Source organism: Stenotrophomonas sp. X (assembly GCF_055721025.1).
The window spans coordinates 559,355-577,699 of sequence record NZ_CM146756.1 but is presented as its reverse complement, the minus strand read 5'-3'; the positions used below and the strand labels follow the sequence as shown (position 1 = coordinate 577,699).

Annotated in this window: 15 protein-coding genes; 7 read left to right on the top strand and 8 right to left on the bottom strand. The window is 66.2% G+C overall.

Translation table 11 applies throughout. From position 1 onward, the window contains the following. Positions 1 to 30 precede the first annotated feature (30 nt). From ACZ75I_RS02595 to ACZ75I_RS02585, 3 genes are read left to right on the top strand one after another with little or no spacing between them, the layout of a single operon-like run. Entirely contained in the window at positions 31 to 849 is an 819-nt protein-coding gene (locus tag ACZ75I_RS02595) for an ABC transporter permease (protein WP_180866738.1), read from the top strand. Then, positions 839 to 2,155, top strand: coding sequence for an ABC transporter ATP-binding protein (locus tag ACZ75I_RS02590; RefSeq protein WP_180866741.1), 1,317 nt, complete (start codon positions 839 to 841; stop codon positions 2,153 to 2,155). The genes ACZ75I_RS02595 and ACZ75I_RS02590 overlap by 11 nt, the downstream gene beginning before the upstream one ends. Continuing rightward, a complete protein-coding gene (locus ACZ75I_RS02585; RefSeq protein WP_472958668.1) occupies positions 2,152 to 5,100 on the top strand; it encodes an FkbM family methyltransferase in 2,949 nt (982 codons plus the stop codon). Before ACZ75I_RS02590 ends, ACZ75I_RS02585 begins: the two co-directional genes overlap by 4 nt. 78 nt (positions 5,101 to 5,178) lie before the next feature. Here ACZ75I_RS02585 and ACZ75I_RS02580 read toward each other — a convergent pair whose 3' ends face one another. The 5 genes from ACZ75I_RS02580 to ACZ75I_RS02560 form a co-directional block, all read right to left on the bottom strand. Beyond that, entirely contained in the window at positions 5,179 to 6,351 is a 1,173-nt protein-coding gene (locus ACZ75I_RS02580) for a cystathionine gamma-synthase (protein ID WP_180866745.1), read from the bottom strand. A 123-nt stretch (positions 6,352 to 6,474) separates the two neighbouring features. Then, positions 6,475 to 7,845 (bottom strand): pyridoxal-phosphate dependent enzyme, encoded by a 1,371-nt coding sequence (locus ACZ75I_RS02575; protein ID WP_049416902.1) that lies wholly within the window; start codon positions 7,843 to 7,845, stop codon positions 6,475 to 6,477. A 301-nt stretch (positions 7,846 to 8,146) separates the two neighbouring features. Continuing rightward, positions 8,147 to 8,383, bottom strand: coding sequence for a YdcH family protein (locus ACZ75I_RS02570; RefSeq protein ID WP_005407964.1), 237 nt, complete (start codon positions 8,381 to 8,383; stop codon positions 8,147 to 8,149). 324 nt (positions 8,384 to 8,707) lie between these two features. Beyond that, positions 8,708 to 9,592, bottom strand: a complete 885-nt coding sequence (locus ACZ75I_RS02565; RefSeq protein ID WP_472958667.1) for an OmpA family protein — start codon at positions 9,590 to 9,592, stop codon at positions 8,708 to 8,710. Beyond that, positions 9,589 to 9,954, bottom strand: a complete 366-nt coding sequence (locus ACZ75I_RS02560) for a DUF4398 domain-containing protein (RefSeq protein WP_005415160.1) — start codon at positions 9,952 to 9,954, stop codon at positions 9,589 to 9,591. The genes ACZ75I_RS02565 and ACZ75I_RS02560 overlap by 4 nt, the downstream gene beginning before the upstream one ends. A 121-nt stretch (positions 9,955 to 10,075) precedes the next feature. Between ACZ75I_RS02560 and ACZ75I_RS02555 the strand changes: the two genes are divergently transcribed. The 3 genes from ACZ75I_RS02555 to ACZ75I_RS02545 all read left to right on the top strand — a co-directional run bounded on the left by ACZ75I_RS02555 (position 10,076) and on the right by ACZ75I_RS02545 (position 14,058). Further along, positions 10,076 to 11,203, top strand: coding sequence for a PilT/PilU family type 4a pilus ATPase (locus tag ACZ75I_RS02555; RefSeq protein ID WP_049416904.1), 1,128 nt, complete (start codon positions 10,076 to 10,078; stop codon positions 11,201 to 11,203). A gap of 130 nt (positions 11,204 to 11,333) precedes the next feature. After that, positions 11,334 to 12,617, top strand: coding sequence for a putative DNA modification/repair radical SAM protein (locus ACZ75I_RS02550; protein WP_329844423.1), 1,284 nt, complete (start codon positions 11,334 to 11,336; stop codon positions 12,615 to 12,617). Next, the gene (locus ACZ75I_RS02545) at positions 12,598 to 14,058 is read left to right on the top strand and encodes a UdgX family uracil-DNA binding protein (protein WP_472958666.1); all 1,461 of its coding nucleotides are present in this window, start codon (positions 12,598 to 12,600) and stop codon (positions 14,056 to 14,058) included. The genes ACZ75I_RS02550 and ACZ75I_RS02545 overlap by 20 nt, the downstream gene beginning before the upstream one ends. Before the next feature lie 44 nt (positions 14,059 to 14,102). Here ACZ75I_RS02545 and maiA read toward each other — a convergent pair whose 3' ends face one another. Both maiA and ACZ75I_RS02535 read right to left on the bottom strand, forming a co-directional pair. Then, on the bottom strand, positions 14,103 to 14,771 hold the full coding sequence (maiA, locus tag ACZ75I_RS02540) for a maleylacetoacetate isomerase (protein ID WP_346476265.1): 669 nt from the start codon (positions 14,769 to 14,771) through the stop codon (positions 14,103 to 14,105). 14 nt (positions 14,772 to 14,785) lie between these two features. Then, on the bottom strand, positions 14,786 to 15,775 hold the full coding sequence (locus ACZ75I_RS02535; RefSeq protein WP_472958665.1) for a fumarylacetoacetate hydrolase family protein: 990 nt from the start codon (positions 15,773 to 15,775) through the stop codon (positions 14,786 to 14,788). Positions 15,776 to 16,395: 620 nt separating this feature from the next. Between ACZ75I_RS02535 and ACZ75I_RS02530 the strand changes: the two genes are divergently transcribed. Further along, a complete protein-coding gene (locus ACZ75I_RS02530) occupies positions 16,396 to 17,817 on the top strand; it encodes a DEAD/DEAH box helicase (protein ID WP_049414254.1) in 1,422 nt (473 codons plus the stop codon). Positions 17,818 to 18,047: 230 nt separating this feature from the next. Here ACZ75I_RS02530 and ACZ75I_RS02525 read toward each other — a convergent pair whose 3' ends face one another. After that, complete coding sequence (locus tag ACZ75I_RS02525; protein ID WP_346476267.1) at positions 18,048 to 18,251, bottom strand: hypothetical protein; 204 nt, start codon at positions 18,249 to 18,251, stop codon at positions 18,048 to 18,050. Between the last annotated feature and the right edge of the window lie 94 nt (positions 18,252 to 18,345).

Sequence of the window (18,345 nt, the reverse complement as noted above, 5' to 3'; positions counted from 1 at the left end):
CTATCTGGTCAATCTCCTCGCCCTCATTGAATGGAAGCCTTCCCCAGTTCCCCCGGCCAACTGATCCGGTCCCTGATCGACAACCGCCGACTGGTCCTCGCACTGGCGGCGCGCGAAATCGCCGCCCGTTACCGCGGGTCCTTGCTGGGACTGGCGTGGGCGCTCGTGCAGCCGATCTTCATGCTCGCCATCTATACGCTGGTGTTCAGCGAGGTCTTCAAGGCCCGCTGGCCCGGCGGCAGCGGTTCGCGCACCGAATTCGCCCTGGTGCTGTTCAGCGGCCTGCTGGTGTTCAACCTGTTCAGCGAGGTATTCAACCGCGCCCCAGGCCTGATCGTCGGTAACGCCAACTACGTGAAAAAGGTGGTATTCCCGCTGGAGGTCCTGCCGTGGGTCAGCGTGCTCACCGCGATGTTCAGCCTGGCGGTGAACCTGGTGGTCTGGTTGCTGTTCTACCTGGTGTCCACCGGTCTGCCGCCGATGACCGCGTTGCTGGCGCCGCTGGTGATGGTCCCGATGATCCTGTTCATGACCGGCATTGCCTGGCTGCTCTCTGCGCTGGGCGTGTTCCTGCGTGACACCGCGCAGATCACCGCGATCATCACCACCGCCGTGATGTTCCTGACGCCCATCTTCTATCCGATTGATGCGATCCCGGCGTCGTTGCGGCCGGTGCTGAACATCAATCCACTGGCGCCCATCGTCGCGCAGATGCGCGATGTCCTGATGTGGGGCAAGGGGCTGGACCCGGTGGTCTATCCGACCTGCCTGCTGGTCTCGCTGGCGGTGTTCTTCCTGGGCTTTGCCTTCTTCCAGCGCACACGCAAGGGGTTTGCCGATGTGCTCTGACATCGCCATCCAGGTGCAGGGCCTGGGCAAGTGCTTCAACGTCTATGAGAAGCCGACGCACCGGCTGATGCAGATGCTGTGGCGGGGCCGCCGGCAGTACTACCGGGAATTCTGGGCACTGCGCGATGTGGGCTTCACCATCCATCGTGGCGAGACGGTGGGCATCATCGGCCGCAACGGTGCCGGCAAGTCGACCCTGCTGCAGATGATCTGCGGCACGCTGACTCCCACCGAAGGCGCGATCACCGTCAATGGACGGGTGGCGGCACTGCTGGAGCTGGGCGCCGGCTTCAACCCCGAATTCTCCGGTCGCGAGAACGTCTATCTTGCCGCGTCGCTGTACGGCGTGGAAAAGGAGGAGGTAACCCGTCGCTTCGCCGAAATCGCCGCCTTCGCCGATATCGGCGATTTCATCAACCAGCCGGTCAAGACCTATTCCAGCGGCATGTACGTGCGCTTGGCATTTGCCGTCATTGCCCACGTGGATGCAGACATTCTGATCATCGACGAGGCGCTGAGCGTCGGCGATGCCTACTTCCAGCAGAAGTGCATGCGGTTCCTTGCAGGCTTCCAGCGCGGCGGTGGCACCCTCCTCTTCGTCAGCCATGACATGGGCGCGGTCAACGCGCTCTGTGCATCCGCCGTGCTGTTGCGACGGCAGGACGGGCAGTACCAGTGCGATATCGGTTCTGCACGCGAGATCTCTGCCATCTATCTGCGCGACCTCTATGCGGACCGCCAGGAATCGGCTGTGGCCAAGCCGAACGCAGCCCTCAGCCAGGGCAGCTACGATGCGGATAGCGTGGAAGCGACCCATTTCCATGCAGGCGCCTTCCGCCCGGACGTGGACAGCTTCGGCGCAGGGGGCGCGCGCATCGAGAGTGCAGTGTTCACCGACGTCGACGGCAACATCGTGTCCGAGTTCTCTTCGCAGGACGACGTGCGCCTGGTGGTGACCGCGCGGGCAGGCAAGGCCCTGGACTATCCCGCCATCGGGTTCATGCTGAAGGACCGTAAGGGACAGTACCTGGTGGCCGAAAGCTCCGACAGCTACCTTCGCGATGAGGCCATCGCCGTCGAGCAGGGAAGCGTCTTCACCGTAACGTTCCAGATGCGCCTCCCTCGCCTGATCCGCGGCGAATACAGCCTGGATATCGCACTCGCCGAGGGCCCCGGCGATGACCACGTGCAGCACCACTGGCTGCACGATGCCATCGTCCTGACGGCCCTCAACCCACAACTGGTCCACGGCATTTCCGGCGCGCAGCCGCTGGCAGTGTCGTTCCGTACATCTCATCGCTCATGATCATCATTACTGGACGTCACGGCGTTTTCGAAACGCTCCCCGGTGACACCGTCATCGCCGATTCGCTGCGCTGGTATGGGGAGTGGGCCGAGAACGAGCTGGCGTTGCTTCGCCGCTTCATTGCGCCTGGAAGCGTCGTTGCCGACGTAGGCTCCTTCATCGGTACCCATGCTGTGGCCCTTGCCCGGAACATCGGCAGCCTGGGACATGTCCACGCATTCGAACCGCGTCGCAATGCCTTTGCCATCCTCCAACGCAACATCGAACGCAACGGACTCACCCGACAGGTCACGGTCCACAATGCCGGCCTATCCGACCATCCGGGCTCGATCTCGCTCGACGATTCGGCCGAGGAAGCCCAGAACCAGGGCGGCCTGAGCCTGATCGATGCCCGCCGCGGCTACACGGTGCGCATCGTCACCCTCGACTCCTTGCAGCTGACACGCCTGGATCTGCTGAAGGTTGACGTGGAGGGCATGGAAGCGCAGGTGCTTACCGGTGCCGTGGAGACGCTGCAGCGCTGCCGCCCGGTCGTGTTTGCCGAATGCAACTCGGTGGAGGGCGCAGCGACCACCTTGGCCGCCGTGGCACAGCTGGACTACGCCGCCTTTGGAGTGGTCTACCCGGCCTTCAATCCCGACAACTTCAACAACTGCCCGGACAACTTCCACGGCGCCAATGCCGAATGCGGTCTGTTCCTGGTGCCGCGTGAACGCGCGGAAGGGGACGCGATTGAAGGAATGCGGCGCATCACTTCGCTGGAAGACGTAGTCGCGCTGCTGCTGGAAAAGCCGCAGTACCTGCCGGAAATGCTACCCGATGCACCGGCCGTTCCGGCCCTCCGCCGCAGCCATCCGCTGCCGCCGCCTGCTGAGGCACGCGTGCAGCGCCCGCTGCATGTGGTCGCCCCGTTCTACCGCAACGAGCAGCTGGTAGCTCCGTTCATGCGCGGCCTGCGCAGCGTCGCTGGGGAACTGGCGCGTGCGGGCGCGTCGGTCTGGCTGTACAACGACAGCCCGGACTACGCTCCGCTGGGCGCAGCACTGCAGAAAGCGGCCGCCGAAGGTCTTGACGGCGTCGAGGTGCATGCGCTGGCAAACGAGGAGAACCTCGGGTTTATCGGCACCTGCAACCGCGCCTTCCAGCTCGCCATCGAGGAAGGTGCCGACGTCTTCCTGCTCAACTCCGATACCGAAGTCACCGCAGGTGCCATCGAAGAGATCCTGGCAGTGGCCGCGATCGACCCGATGATCGGCTTCGTCTGCCCGCGCAGCAACAACGCGACGCTGGCCACGCTGCCCTACACCATGGAACACGCCGATGTGACCGTCGAGCAGGCGCTTGCCAAGTTCCTGCCCCTTGCGCGCCGGCTGCCCCGTTTCTCGTTCATCCCCACTGCCGTCGGCTTCGCGCTGTGGATCCGCGGCACGCTGTTGGCGGAGTTCGGCATCTTCGACACGGTCTACGGCAAGGGCTACAACGAAGAGAACGACCTGATCATGCGCGCCAACCGCGCAGGCTATCGGGCCGCGCTGGCCAACCATGCCTTCGTCTGGCACCAGGGTGAACAGTCATTCTCGACCACGGGCCAGCAACGGTCCGAGCGCGAGGAGATCAATGGTGCAGTGCTACGCCAGCGCTACCCGGAGTACGCCCCGCTCATCTATCGCTACTTCACATCGCCAGAGTACCGCGCCGAACGGCTGCTGGAGGCGCTGGACCCGGTGCAGGGGCAACGAACGATCGCCTTCGACTTCTCGTCCTTCGGGCCGTTCCACAACGGCACGTTCGAGTCGGGCGTCAAGCTGTTGTCTGCCTCGCAGCGTGCGTGGCCCAAGGACACCCGCATCGGCGTCTTCATCAGCGCACAGGCCTGGGCTTTCCACGGCCTGGATCGCCTGCCGGGAGTCGTCCGGCTGGAACCCGGCGACCACCGTAACCGGGTCGCCGCCGTGGTCCGCATTGGCCAACCCTACCAGCTGGAAACCCTGCTGAACCTGTTCGAGACCGCACCGGTTGTCGGCATCTTCATGCTCGATACCATTTCCACCGACTGCGGCTACCTGGCGCTGGGTTTCGACGAAAGCCTGTGGCGTTTCGCCTTCGAGAACATGAGCGTGTTGTTCACCAACTCGCAGTTCACCCTTGATCGCATACGCATGCGCTACCCGATTGGCAGCTCGACCCTGCAGCAGGTTTCGCTGCATTCACTGGATCCGGCCGACTACGCAAGCTACGAGCCCACCGAGTCGGAGGGTTCGCACATCCTGGTGATCGGCAACCATTTCACCCACAAGTTCGTGCGGGCAACGACCGACGCGCTGGCCACTGCGCTTCCTGGCCAGAAGATCATCGCCATCGGCTACCCCGAGGATGTCGAATTGCCAGCCAACGTGCAGTCGTTCAAGGCCGGCAACATCGATGAGGACACCTTCCGCTCGTTCTACCGCGATGCGCGCGTCGTGGTGTTCCCCAGCCATTACGAAGGCTTCGGCTTCCCGGTGCTGCACGCACTGGCCCATCGCCGGCCGGTCCTGGTACGCGACAGCGGCCTGAACCGGGAGCTGGCTGCACACATCACCGCCTCGGCCAACATCCACGCCTACGAAACCACGCGTGAGCTGGTGCAGCGGCTGCAGGAGGCGATGCCGGCCTGGACCGACGAACGACGCCAGGGCGAAGCCGACGGCTGGCACCGCTCCGCGCTGGAGGTCCATGAAGCGCTGACCTCAGCCATGAACCTGGCCAACGCGCCCCAGGTCGCCAAGGTGCTGCGCAACCTTGATGCACTCAAGCACCCTGCCACCGTGGCGGCAGAGATGGGAACCTCGGGCCAACGTATCGGCCGCAGGCTCGGTCGCATCATCGACCGCCTGTTGCGGATTCCGGGCGCGGCACCTGCTGCGCGCCTGGCCGCGCGTATTTACCGCAGCGTCGCCCGCTGACCTAGGGGCGAAACAAACCGGGCGCCAATGGGCGCCCGGTCATCTGCACGTTGCGGACCTGGCGCCCGGATGGCTGGCTCAGGCCAGTGCGTTCTCCAGATCCACCTGCAGATCCCCCAGTTCCTCCACCCCCACGCTCAGCCGCACCAGTGCATCACTGATCCCCAGCTGCTCCCGACGCGCCACCGGGATCGAGGCATGCGTCATCACCGCCGGATGGTTGACCAGGCTTTCCACGCCGCCCAGCGACTCGGCCAGGGTGAACAGTTCGGTCTTCTCGCAGAAACGCTTGGCCGCCTCGAAACCGCCCTTGAGCACGATCGAGACGATTCCGCCGTAGCCGGCCATCTGCTTGCTGGCCAGCTCATGCTGCGGGTGCGACGGCAGGCCCGGGTAGATCACCTTTTCCACCGCCGGGTGCTTTTCCAGCCACTGCGCCAGCGCCATCGCATTGGCACAATGCGCCTTCATGCGCAGCGGCAATGTCTTCAGGCCGCGCAGGGCCAGGAAGCTGTCGAACGGGCCCTGCACTCCACCCACCGAGTTCTGCAGGAACGCCATCTGCTCGGCCAGCGGCGCGTTGTCGCCGACCACGACCATGCCACCAACCATGTCCGAGTGACCGTTGAGGTACTTGGTGGCCGAATGCAGGACCAGGTCCGCGCCCAGCTCCAGCGGACGCTGCAGCATCGGCGAGGCGAAGGTGTTGTCGACCACCACGATCAGGCCATGGCGCTTGGCGATGGCAGCGACCGCGGCGATGTCCACGATCTTCAGCATCGGGTTGGTCGGGGTCTCGATCCACACCATCTTCGTCTTCGGCGTGATGGCGGCTTCAAATGCCGCCAGATCGGTCAGGTCGACGAAGCTGAAGTCCAGCCCGGCGGTGCGGCGGCGCACGCGCTCGAACAGGCGGAAGCTACCGCCGTAGATATCGTCCATCGCCACCACGTGGCTGCCGGCGTCCAGCAGCTCGATCACGGTCGAGCTGGCCGCCATGCCCGAAGCGAAGGCAAAGCCGCGGGTACCGCCTTCCAGCGAGGCCACGCAGCGCTCATAGGCAAAGCGCGTCGGGTTGTGGGTACGCGAGTACTCGAAGCCCTGATGCTCGCCCGGGCTGGACTGCGCATAGGTCGAGGTGGCGTAGATCGGCGGCATCACCGCGCCGGTGCTGGGATCGGGCGACTGGCCGCCGTGGATGGCCAGCGTGGCCAGGGCCAGCGCGCGATCGGGCGAAGAGGAGTTGGACATGTCGTTTCCTGAATGGCGCCGACGTGCGGCGCCGTCAAAGGATCGGGAGTCTATCAGCGCGGCCTTAACGAGCTTTGACGCGAATAAACCGGAATTCAGCGGTGAACGGCAGCGATCAGCGGCCTACTGCACGCGACGGCGCAGATAGTTCAGCAGGTCGATGCGGGTGATCAGGCCGAGGAAGGCGTCACCGTCCATCACGATCGCCACTTGCCCGCGGTCGAACACCGGCAGCAGGGCCTCGATCGGCGACTTCACGTCCAGCCGGTCCAGCTTGCTGACCATCGCGGTGGCCACGGTGTCGCGGAAGCGCGCTTCGTCGCCGTAGACATGCAGCAGCACGTCGCTTTCATCGACGATGCCGACCAGCTGGTCACCGTCCATCACCGGCAGCTGCGACACGTCATACAGCTTCATGCGCTGGTAGGCGGTGGTCAACAGGTCGTTCGGGCCGATCACCACCGTGTCGCGCTGGCCGTACGGGCGCAGGATCAGGTCGCGCAGGTCTCCATGCTGCGGGCGCTGCAGGAAGCCGTTGTCCAGCATCCAGTAGTCGTTGTACATCTTAGACAGGTACTTGTTGCCGGTGTCGCAGACCAGCACCAGCACCTTCTTCGGCGTGGTCTGCTCCTTGCAGTACTTCAGCGCCGCGGCCAGCAGGGTGCCGGTGGACGAACCGCCGAGGATGCCTTCCTTGCCCAGCAGCTCGCGCGCGGTGTGGAAACTCTCGGCATCGCTGATGGCATAAGCCTTCTTGACACGGCTGAAGTCGGAGATCGAGGGCAGGAAGTCCTCGCCGATGCCTTCCACCAGCCAGCTGCCCGACTTGTCGTTAAGCACGCCGTCGTTGATGTACTCGGCCAGGATCGAGCCGACCGGATCGGCCAGCACCAGCTCGGTCTTCGGCGAGAGCCTGGCGAACGCACGCGACAGGCCGGTCATGGTGCCGGAGCTGCCGCAGCCGAACACGATGGCGTCGAGGTCGCCGCCCATCTGCTCGAGGATCTCCGGGCCGGTGCCGAACTCATGCGCGGCCGGGTTGTCCGGGTTGCCGAACTGGTTGATGAAATAGGCGCCCGGGGTCTGCTCGGCGATGGTCTTGGCCAGGTCCTGGTAGTACTCCGGATGGCCCTTGGCGACGTCCGAACGGGTCAGGCGCACTTCGGCGCCCATCGCCTTCAGGTTGAAGATCTTCTCGCGGCTCATCTTGTCGGGAACGACGAGGATCAGCTTGTAGCCCTTCTGCTGGGCCACCAGTGCCAGGCCCAGGCCGGTATTGCCGGCGGTACCTTCGACCAGGGTTGCGCCCGGCTTCAGGTCACCCCGCTGCTCCGCTGCCTCGATCATCGACAGGCCGATGCGATCCTTGATCGATCCGCCCGGGTTGGCGCTTTCGAGCTTCAGGTAGAGCTCGCAGACGCCGGTGTCCAGGCGCTGGGCCTTGACGATCGGGGTCTGGCCGATGAGTTCGAGGACGGAAGAATGGATGGGCATTCGGAGGACTTTCGATTCGCGCCACGCAGGGCCGGACCGATGATTATCCGACGGATGGCCCTGAATGTCAGGTCGGCGCGGAGATGCCGCCCGCCGGCCCCGTAAAGGGATGCGGGCGGCCCCGGATCGACGAGGAGACCGGTACCGCCCGCATCGGTGAGTGGTGCCTGCAGGCCAAGGCACCACCGCCTGTGGTGCCTTGGCGCGGCCGCCTCATCGGCGGTGCCGCGATGCCGGGGCAGGAGCGCCCGGCGGGGCCATCGATGGCCGGGTCACGCCGTTCCGGGCGCGACGGAGTGCGTCAAAGCGTGGGGGACGTCGTTGGGAGCGGTGTTTCGTACATTCGCAGAAGACGTTGCTTGGCCAGCAGCTTCTCACGCTTCATGCGACCCAGGGTGACATCATCGATCGGGAGTACACCCAACTCCGCGTCCATGCACTTCTTGTTCAACTTGCGGTGCTGGTCATGGAGTGCCCTGAACTCCGGATCACGCGCGCGACGGGCGTCGATCTCGCTCTGGGGCTGATCTTCAAACATGATGGACCTCCTTCGACAGATACACGAACGCCCCGGCCGCAAGGCACGGGGCGTTGTTCATGGAGGAGTGCCGGTCGATGGCCACCTGGACGCCTGCAACGACCTGCGGCACTGGCCTGCGCACGTCGATCTGCTGCGGTTCGCGCCCTGCTTGCATCGGCCCGGCCCTCCCATCGTCCGGTCCGCGGCATTGCGTCCCGGACGATTGACCCTACGCCTGCTCAGGGCGGGGTACAAGACCCCTGCGACAAAAAGACCGAACCCCGCCGGGGCGGGGTTCAGGCTGAATGCTCATCACAACGAAAAACAAACAATATCAATGCATTACGGCGCGATGATGACCTCGGCCGAGCGCGCCCGGGTGGACGCAGCCTTCTTGCCGCTGACCTGGATCCGGTTGCTGGCGACACCACCCGCGACCAGGGCGTCGCGCAGTGCTTCGGCACGCTTCTGGCCCACGCCGTTGGCACTGTCGTAGGCCTCGATGCGCAGGCGCCCCTTCTTGCCGATGTTCAGGTACTCGGCCAGGGCCTTGGCCTGGTTGCGCGCGCCGCCGGACAGGCTGGAGGCGCCTGCGGCGAACGCGTCACCCCCGAAGGTGAAGACCTCACCGCGAGCGTCGAACTTCGAACCGGGCAGCTTCTGCCCGGACACCAGCTCGGCTTCCTCGCGGGCCAGCCTGGCAGCGTTCTGCTGGGCAGCGCTCAGCCGCTGCTGCTGCTTGCCGGCCACGCTGGTCAGGGCATTCTCGGCGTCCTGGCGGGCCAGGGTCTCGGCCTCGGCCGCCTGGCGCAGGCGTTCGGCCTCCTCGGCCTGCATCTGCGCCTGCATGCGCAGCTGCTCGGCTTCCTGGCGGGCACGGGCGGCATCGCGGCGGCTGGCCTCGATCAGCAGGTCGCTGCGGGTACGTTCCAGGCGGTCGACCTCGCGCGCGGCCAGCGCGGTGCGCACGGCGGTCTCGGCAATCTCCACCCGACGCTCGGCCAGGTACGTGGCCAGCTCCTGGTCGCGGCGCTTGGCCTTGTCCAGGGTGGCGATCGCCTGCTGCGCCTGCATGCGCTCGAAGGCGCCCAGCTCAGCGGTATCGGGGTTGGCCTGGATGGCCACCAGGCGCTGGCTCAGCTGCGCCACCATCGGGTTGTCGGCGGCCGTGGCCAGGGTCGGCAGCGCCAGCAGCGCGGCCAGGGTTGCGGCGGTCATCGGCTTCACCGGCGGTCCTCCCCGGTCGACAGCTGGCGCTGCAGCTGGTTGACCTCGTTGCGGCGCAACTGCAGCTGCGCGGTGACGGTGGCTTCCTCACTACGGACGCGGGCCAGATCGGCATCGGCGGCAGCGCGCAGGGCCATCGCCGGGGCGTTCTTGCGCTCGCGGCGGTCGCCGGCGGCGCGCTGGGCCTGCTCCAGCCCCTGCCGGGCCAGCCCGATCAGGTCCGGGGCGTACTGGTCGGCATCGGCCTGGGTGGCCTTGTCGACCGCCTGCCGGGCCTGCGCCAGTTCCAGGGCAGCGTCCTGCGCCCAGGCGGGGGCAGACAGTGCGAATGCAAACGCCATCACATACAGGCCATGGCGCATTCGTGCGAAGCTAAGTCGTTTCATTGGGGAGGCCGTACCGGTTGTCGGTTCACGGCCATTGTCGTCAAGCCGACACCGTGCTGGCAACGGGCGTCGGCCGTTTCGTTGGGGAAAATTCGCAATGGATATCGGCTACTTCCTGAAGCTGATGACCGAAAAGAACGCTTCGGACATGTTTCTGACCACCGGGGCACCGGTCTACATCAAGATCGAGGGGAAGCTCTATCCGCTGGGCAACACCGGCCTGCCGCCGGGCATGGTCAAGAAGATCGCCTACTCGCTGATGGACGAGGGCCAGGTGCCGCAGTTCGAGCGCGAGCTGGAGCTCAACATGGCCATCGCCCTGCCCGATGCCGGGCGCTTCCGCGTCAACGTGTTCAAGCAGCGGGGCGAGGTCGGCATGGTCATCCGCGCCATCCGCAGCCGCATCCCGAGCATTGAGGAGCTGAACCTGCCGCAGGTGCTGAAGGACGTCATCATGACCCCGCGCGGGCTGGTGCTGGTGGTGGGGTCCACCGGCTCCGGCAAGTCGACTTCGCTGGCGTCGATGATCGACCACCGCAACAGCACCACCACCGGTCACATCCTCACCATCGAGGATCCGATCGAGTACCTGCACAAGCACAAGATGTCGATCGTCAACCAGCGCGAGGTCGGCCTGGACACCCATGCCTTCCACAACGCGCTGAAGAACGCGATGCGTGAAGCACCGGACGTGATCCTGATCGGCGAGATCCTGGATGCGGAGACGATGGAGGCGGCGATCGCCTTCGCCGAGACCGGCCACCTGTGCCTGGCCACCCTGCACTCCAACAACGCCGACCAGACCATCGAGCGCATCCTCAACTTCTTCCCGGAAAGCGCGCACAAGAACGTGCTGATGAACCTGGCACTGAACCTGCGTGCCGTGATCAGCCAGCGCCTGGTGAAGAACAAGGAGGGCCGACGCCTGCCGGCCACCGAGGTGCTGATCAACACGCCGATGATCCGCGACCTGCTGCGCCGCGGCCAGGTGCACGAGATCAAGGCCGCGATGGAAGCCTCGCTGGAAGAAGGCATGGAGAGCTTCGACCAGTGCCTGTTCCGGCTGGCCAAGGCCGGCACCATCGAGCAGGAGGAAGCGCTGCGCGCAGCCGACTCGCGCGATGGCCTGGCCCTGAAGTTCCGCCTGTCCGAAGGCAGCAGCGGCGAGCACGACCCGTATGCGGATTTCTCGGCGGGCGCACCCAGCATCACCCACGGCTTCTGATCCCACGAAAAAGGGGACGGAGGGGATCAAGTCGTTTGTGCACTTGCGACTTGATCCCCTCCGTCCCCTTCTTCTGAAGAATTCAGGGGCGGTCTCATCCAATGAGACCCCTCATGCGTAGGTTTCCTCAATGGAAACCATCCGCAAGCTGGCCATTCTGGCCGATGCCGCCAAGTACGATGCCTCCTGCGCCTCCAGCGGCTCGGGCAAGCGCGATTCGCGCGCCAGTGGCGGTATCGGCAGCACCGAGGGCATGGGCATCTGCCACAGCTACACGCCCGATGGCCGCTGCGTGTCGTTGCTGAAGATCCTGCTGACCAACTTCTGCGTCTACGACTGCGCCTATTGCGTGAACCGGGTTTCCAGCAACGTGCCCCGTGCACGTTTCAGCGTGGATGAGGTGGTCACGCTCACCCTGGACTTCTACAAGCGCAACTACATCGAGGGCCTGTTCCTGTCCAGCGGCATCATCCGCAATGCGGACTACACCATGGAACAGATGGTGGAAGTGGCCCGGCAGCTGCGCGAAGAACACCGCTACGCCGGCTACATCCACCTCAAGACCATTCCCGAGGCCTCGCCGGAACTGCTGGCCAGTGCCGGGCGCTATGCCGACCGCCTGTCCATCAACGTGGAACTGCCGACCGAAGCCGGCCTGAGCGCCTTGGCGCCGGAGAAGACGGTTCATTCCATCCGTGGCGCGATGGGCGAACTGCGCTGGCGCATCGAGGAAGCCAAGGAAGCTCGCAAGGCCCCCGCAGCGGTGGCACCGACGGCCAGCCGCAGCACTCGCCCGCGCCCTCCCCGTTTCGCACCGGCCGGGCAGAGCACCCAGATGATCGTCGGCGCGGACGGGGCAAACGACCAGCAGATCCTGGCCAGCGCCGACAGCCTGTACGGCAACTACCGCATGCGCCGGGTCTACTACTCCGCGTTCAGCCCGATTCCGGACGCCAGCCGGCAGCTGCCACTGCAGCCGCCACCGCTGCAGCGCGAACATCGCCTTTACCAGGCTGACTGGCTGCTGCGCTTCTATGGGTACGGCGTGGATGAGATTACAGATACCACCCAAGACGGCATGCTCGACCTGGATATCGACCCGAAGATGGCCTGGGCGATCCGCCATCCCGAGCGCTTTCCGGTCGATCTGAACCGGGCACCGAAGGAGATGTTGCTGCGCGTGCCCGGCCTTGGCGTGCGCAACGTCAAGCGCGTGCTGATGGCACGCCGTCACGGGCGGCTGCGCGTGGCCGACCTCGCGCGCCTGAAGGCACCGATGAGCAAGCTGCTGCCGTTCGTGCTGCTGGCCGACCATCACCCGCGCAAAGCACTGGACGACCCGGCGGCGCTGCGTGCGCAGCTGGCCCCGCCGCCGCGACAGGGTTCGCTGTTCGATGCCCCGTCTGCGGCCTGACGCGCAGCGCTGGTCGCTGCGGGTGGATCCGCCATGGTCGCTGGAGGCCTGGCGCAGCGGTGCGCGCGAAGCCCTGCTGCGCGGCGTCGCGCCGGAGCAGCTGGACTGGCTCGAGGGCAGCGACGCATCACTGCTGGACGCGCCCGCGGTCACCTCGGCGCCCGCACAGGCCGATGCTGGCGCACCGACGGTACCGCGCGACTTCCTGGAACTGGCGGCCACCTGCCTGTTCCATCGCGACGGACAACGCATGGCCCTCCTGTACCGGTTGCTGTGGCGCATCGCCCATGGCGAACGCTCGGTGCTGTCAAACCCTGCCGATGCCGACGTACTGAGGGCGATGGCCATGGCACAGGCGGTCCGTCGCGACACGCACAAGATGAAGGCATTCGTGCGCTTCCGCGAAGTGCCTGGCCAGCCTGATGCGTTCATCGCCTGGTTCGAGCCGCAGCACCACATCGTCGACCGGGTCGCGCCGTTCTTCGCGCGCCGTTTCACCGGCATGCGCTGGGCCATCCTCACGCCTTCGCGCAGCGTCGCCTGGGATGGGCAGGCGCTTGCCTTCGGCCCCGGTGCACGGCGCGAGGATGCCCCGGCCGAGGATGCACGCGAGTCGCTGTGGCAGACCTACTACGCCAGCATCTTCAATCCGGCCCGGCTCAACACACGGATGATGATGCAGGAGATGCCGGCCAAGTACTGGCGCCACCTGCCTGAAGCACAGTTGCTGCCACGCCTGGTGCGCGACGCGGCCGACCGCGTGCAGGAGATGCATGACCGGCCTGCGCAGGCGACGCAACGCAGGATTCCCCCACGTGCGAACGCTGCGGCGCCGGCAACCGATGCCAGCAGTCTGGACAATCTGCGCGGACAGGCCAGCGCCTGCCGCCAGTGCCCGTTGTGGGAGCAGGCCACGCAGACTGTATTCGGGCAGGGGCCGGCAGGGGCCGAGGTGATGCTGGTCGGAGAACAACCTGGCGACACCGAGGATCTGCGCGGGCTGCCGTTCGCAGGACCCGCCGGCCAAGTGCTGGACCGCGCCTTGTCGGAACTGGGGATCGATCGCGCCACGCTGTACCTCACCAACGCGGTGAAGCACTTCCACCATGAACGGCGCGGCAAGGTGCGGCTGCACAAGCGACCGGAAAGCCGCCACATCCAGGCCTGCCGCCCCTGGCTGATGGGCGAGATCGCGCGCGTGCGGCCCAAGGTGATTGTGTGCCTCGGCGCGACTGCGGCAGCCTCGGTATTCGGTCGTGATTTCGACCTCTCACGCGACCGCGGGCGCTGGCACACCCTCGAAGACGGCACCCGCGGCTACGCCACGGTGCACCCGGCGTGGGTGCTGCGACAGGCCGGCGATGCCCACCGCGAGGAGGCCTACCGGTTGTTCCGCGATGACCTGGCCCGATTGCAACAGAAAGGGGACGGAGGGGATTAAGTCGTAAGTGCGTATACGACTTAATCCCCTCCGTCCCCTTTTTTTCAGGCGGCGTCGGGCTGGTGTTCCGGGCGCGCGCGGTCGAATGCGTCCAGCGCTTGGCACGCCGCTTCGATGCGGCGCAGGGTCGGGTACGGTGCCAGGTCCAGGCCGAAGCGGTGGGCGTTGTACAGCTGCGGCAACAGGCAGATGTCGGCCAGGCCAGGACGGTCGCCGTGGCAGAAGGTGCCGGTGTCGCGGCTGTTGGCCAGCATCGCTTCCATCGCGTCAAAGCCTTCGGCGATCCAGTGCAGGGTCCACTGCGTGCGGGCGTCGGCAGGCAGCTGCAGGTCGCGTTCCAGGTACTGCATCACCCGCAGGTTGTTGATCGGATGGATATCGCAGGCCACAAGCTGCGCCAGCGCCCGCACCCGTGCGCGGCCCGCAGCATCGGCCGGCAGCAGCGGCACCTGTGGGAAGCGCTCTTCCAGGTACTCGATGATCGCCAGTGACTGGGTCAGCGTGTGCCCATCATGCAGCAAGGTCGGCACCAGCTGCTGCGGATTGAGCGCGCGATAAGCCTCATGGTGCTGCTCGCCACCGTCGCGCACCAGATGCACCGGCCGCGCCTCCCAGGCCAGGCCCTTCAGCTCCAGGCCGATGCGCACGCGGTAGGCGGCGCTGGATCGCCAGTAGGTGTACAGCACGATGCCGTCGTCGACCGGAATCTCCATCGCCGCCTCCATGCTCAGGGCTTGGCCGCCTGTTCGATGCGCTGCTCGATCGCACCGAAGATGCTGTTGCCGGCAGCATCGAGCATCTCGATGCGGACCACGTCGCCGAAGGACATGAACGGCGTGCTCGGCTTGCCGTCACGCAGGGTCTCGACCACGCGCTGCTCGGCGAAGCACGAGGCACCCTTGCTGGTGTCTTCATTGGCGATGGTGCCCGAGCCGACGATGGTGCCGGCACCCAGCGGGCGGGTCTTGGCCGCATGCGCGACCAGCTGGGCGAAGTTGAACTGCATGTCCACGCCCGCCTCCGGCGCACCGAACCACTGGCCGTTGATGTGGGTCAGCAGCGGCAGGTGCACCTTGCTGTCCTGCCACGCAGCACCCAGCTCATCGGGGGTGACGAACACCGGCGACAGCGCCGAACGCGGCTTGGACTGCAGGAAGCCGAAGCCCTTGGCCAGCTCGCCCGGGATCAGGTTGCGCAGCGAGACATCGTTGACCAGGCCGACCAGCTGGATGTGGCCGGCGGCCTGTTCGGGGGGGGCCGCCATCGGCACGTCGTCGGTGATCACCACGATCTCCGCTTCCAGGTCGATGCCGTAGTCCTCGCTGACCACCTTGACCGCATCGCGCGGGCCGTAGAACCCCGCACTGGTGGCCTGGTACATCAGCGGGTCGGTGTAGAAGCTCTCCGGCACCTCGGCACCGCGGGCGCGGCGCACGCGCTCGACGTGCGGCAGGTAGGCGCTGCCGTCAACGAATTCATAGGCACGCGGCATCGGTGCGGCCAGCGCCTGCGGATCGAGGTCGAACACGCCATCGGCGTCGCCAGCGTTGAGCGATTCGTACAGGGCGTTCAGGCGCGGTGCGATGTGGCTCCAGTCCTCCAGGGCCTGCTGCAGGGTGGCGGCAATGCCGGTGGCGCGCACGCCGTGGCGCAGGTCACGCGAGACGACGATCAGGGTGCCGTCGCGGCCGCCTTCCTTCAAAGAACCAAGCTTCATGGGTGGGTGTCCGGAGTCGTGGGCAAACAAGTTTCAAGTGTAATCAAATCTGCGGCGACGCCAAGCTGCAGCGCGGCATCGGCCCACCCTACCGTAGTGGGGGTCGGCAGGGCTTGCAGCCCTGCGCCTGCGGTAGTGCCGGCCGCTGGCCGGCAACCTCAACAGCAACAGCGTCCATTCCGAGGGATGGCGGGGCAGTGCGGGTGGGCCGGGCCCCTGAGGGGTACTTGCAGCGTCCCCTGCCACCGGACCGACCCCTCCTGCCCACAGGAACCCGGCCTTTGACGTTGCTCCCGCCTCTGCGGGTGCAGGGCGCAGCCCTGCAGAGAGAACCCCTTACCTGAACGGGGCTTTTTGCGCGAGGTCTCAGCCATCGGTTAGACTAGGCAGGTCTGCAGCGGCCGTCCGTTTCCCTCCGGGATCGCCGGCGACCAGGGTCCGCCCTCTTCGCCCGCCCCCACTCCGACGCCGTTCGTCACGCATTCCAGCCTGCGCTTCGTGCCGGCTGCACCCAACTTCTCGCAGCGCGGTTCACGGGAACGCTCCGAGTCAGCCGATCACTTTGATCTGCCCCCGTCTGTCCGCTCGGACAGGCGTTTCTTGTACCTGGAGCAATCTCAATGTCTTTTGAATCGCTGGGCCTGGCGCCCTTCCTGCTGCGTGCGCTTGCCGAGCAGGGCTACGAAAACCCGACCCCGATCCAGCAGCAGGCGATCCCGCTGGCGCTGGCCGGTCGCGACCTGCTGGCCGGCGCACAGACCGGTACCGGCAAGACCGCCGCGTTCGGCCTGCCGCTGCTGCAGCACCTGGGCACCGCCTCGCAGGAAGTGCGTGCCGGCCCGCGCAAGCCGCGTGCGCTGATCCTGGCCCCGACCCGCGAACTGGCCACCCAGGTGCATGACAGCCTGCGCGGCTACAGCAAGTACCTGCGCATTCCCAGCGCCTGCATCTACGGCGGCGTCGGCATGGGCAACCAGCTGGACATCCTGCGCCGTGGCGTGGACCTGCTGGTGGCCTGCCCGGGCCGCCTGATCGACCACCTGGAGCGTCGCAGCGTCGACCTGTCCGGCATTGAACTGCTGGTGCTGGACGAAGCCGACCGCATGCTCGACATGGGCTTCCTGCCGTCGATCAAGCGCATCCTCGCCAAACTGCCGAAGCAGAACCGCCAGACCCTGCTGTTCTCGGCCACCTTCGAGGACAACATCCGCCAGCTGGCGCTGGAGTTCATGCGCAACCCGGAACAGATCCAGGTGACGCCGAAGAACACCGTGGCCGAAACCATCACCCACCGCGTGCACCCGGTCGATGCCGGCCGCAAGCGCGACCTGCTGCTGCACCTGCTGGCGCAGGACAGCCGCGAGCAGACCCTGGTGTTCGCCCGTACCAAGCACGGCAGCGACAAGCTGGCCACGTTCCTGGAAAAGTCGGGCATCAAGACCGCGGCGATCCATGGCAACAAGAGCCAGGGCCAGCGCCTGCGTGCGCTGGGCGACTTCAAGGCCGGCCGCGTGACCGTGCTGGTGGCCACCGACATCGCTGCGCGCGGCATCGACATCAACGAGCTGCCGAAGGTGATCAACTTCGACCTGCCGATGGTGGCCGAGGACTACGTGCACCGCATCGGCCGTACCGGCCGCAACGGCGCCACCGGCCAGGCGATCTCCCTGGTGGCGCAGGATGAAGTGAAGCTGCTTCGCGCGATCGTGCGCCTGCTGGGCCGCGACATGGACATCCGCGATGTGCCGGGCTTCGAGCTGCAGACGCCGATCCGCTGGGGCAATAGTGCGCCGGGCAAGGCCGAGCACGATACCGGCGAGCGCGCACCGCGCAAGAGCCACGCACGCCGTCCGCACGGTGATGCGCCGCGCCATGCGCATGCCGGCCCGAAGAAGGCCGGCGGTGGCCGTCGCGAGGGCGGTGGCAACGGCCAGCAGCGTGCGGGTGCAGGCGCCGGTCAGGGCCAGCGTCGTGGCGGTGGCGGTAATGGTGGCGGCCGTGGCCGCGGCCAGGGAGGCAATGGCGGCGGTCGCGCCGGCTGATCACAGCTGACAGCTGTTGTGCTTCCCGTTGCGCGGGAGGCTATCGAGGGACGGCGCTGACGCGCCGTCCTTTTTTGTTGCTGGCTACCGGGTGATGAAGCACGCGGTGGCGGTACCGAGGGCGGATGGGCATGGGGGCAGCGCAGAACACGCTGTAAATACGTCCATGTAAGCTCGATGGCGCCATCCATGGCGCCAACGGTTCTGCGCTGCCCCCATGCCCATCCGCTTCAAGCATTGCCTGCGCCTTCTTCTCCCGCCGGGTAGCCGGGAGAAGAAAGATCAAATTCAAATTCAAATTCAAAGGCAAAAGCCGAAGCCGCAGTGCCCGCTTTTGCTTTTGCTTTTGCTCCCGCCTTGGGTTCGATGCGTCCGCGCCCGCAGGAACCTGTCGAGGGGAGGCCGGGCGGGCTGCGCAGGACCGTGAGGCGCATGGATGCGCCGATCGAGCTTACATGGACGTATTTACAGCGTGTCCTGCGCAGCCCGCCCGGCCTCCCCCACACGCATCAATCAAGGCGCGTAAAA

What these genes read in the sequence shown, in the direction of transcription:
- ACZ75I_RS02560 (WP_005415160.1), bottom strand. Translation starts at nt 9,954, where the DNA reads ATGCGCCATGGCCTGTATGTGATGGCGTTTGCATTCGCACTGTCTGCC.
- ACZ75I_RS02555 (WP_049416904.1), top strand. Translation starts at nt 10,076, where the DNA reads ATGGATATCGGCTACTTCCTGAAGCTGATGACCGAAAAGAACGCTTCG.
- ACZ75I_RS02545 (WP_472958666.1), top strand. Translation starts at nt 12,598, where the DNA reads ATGCCCCGTCTGCGGCCTGACGCGCAGCGCTGGTCGCTGCGGGTGGAT.
- ACZ75I_RS02595 (WP_180866738.1), top strand. Translation starts at nt 31, where the DNA reads ATGGAAGCCTTCCCCAGTTCCCCCGGCCAACTGATCCGGTCCCTGATC.
- ACZ75I_RS02580 (WP_180866745.1), bottom strand. Translation starts at nt 6,351, where the DNA reads ATGTCCAACTCCTCTTCGCCCGATCGCGCGCTGGCCCTGGCCACGCTG.
- ACZ75I_RS02535 (WP_472958665.1), bottom strand. Translation starts at nt 15,775, where the DNA reads ATGAAGCTTGGTTCTTTGAAGGAAGGCGGCCGCGACGGCACCCTGATC.
- ACZ75I_RS02590 (WP_180866741.1), top strand. Translation starts at nt 839, where the DNA reads ATGTGCTCTGACATCGCCATCCAGGTGCAGGGCCTGGGCAAGTGCTTC.
- ACZ75I_RS02530 (WP_049414254.1), top strand. Translation starts at nt 16,396, where the DNA reads ATGTCTTTTGAATCGCTGGGCCTGGCGCCCTTCCTGCTGCGTGCGCTT.
- ACZ75I_RS02585 (WP_472958668.1), top strand. Translation starts at nt 2,152, where the DNA reads ATGATCATCATTACTGGACGTCACGGCGTTTTCGAAACGCTCCCCGGT.
- ACZ75I_RS02550 (WP_329844423.1), top strand. Translation starts at nt 11,334, where the DNA reads ATGGAAACCATCCGCAAGCTGGCCATTCTGGCCGATGCCGCCAAGTAC.
- ACZ75I_RS02575 (WP_049416902.1), bottom strand. Translation starts at nt 7,845, where the DNA reads ATGCCCATCCATTCTTCCGTCCTCGAACTCATCGGCCAGACCCCGATC.
- ACZ75I_RS02525 (WP_346476267.1), bottom strand. Translation starts at nt 18,251, where the DNA reads ATGCGCCTCACGGTCCTGCGCAGCCCGCCCGGCCTCCCCTCGACAGGT.
- ACZ75I_RS02570 (WP_005407964.1), bottom strand. Translation starts at nt 8,383, where the DNA reads ATGTTTGAAGATCAGCCCCAGAGCGAGATCGACGCCCGTCGCGCGCGT.
- maiA (WP_346476265.1), bottom strand. Translation starts at nt 14,771, where the DNA reads ATGGAGATTCCGGTCGACGACGGCATCGTGCTGTACACCTACTGGCGA.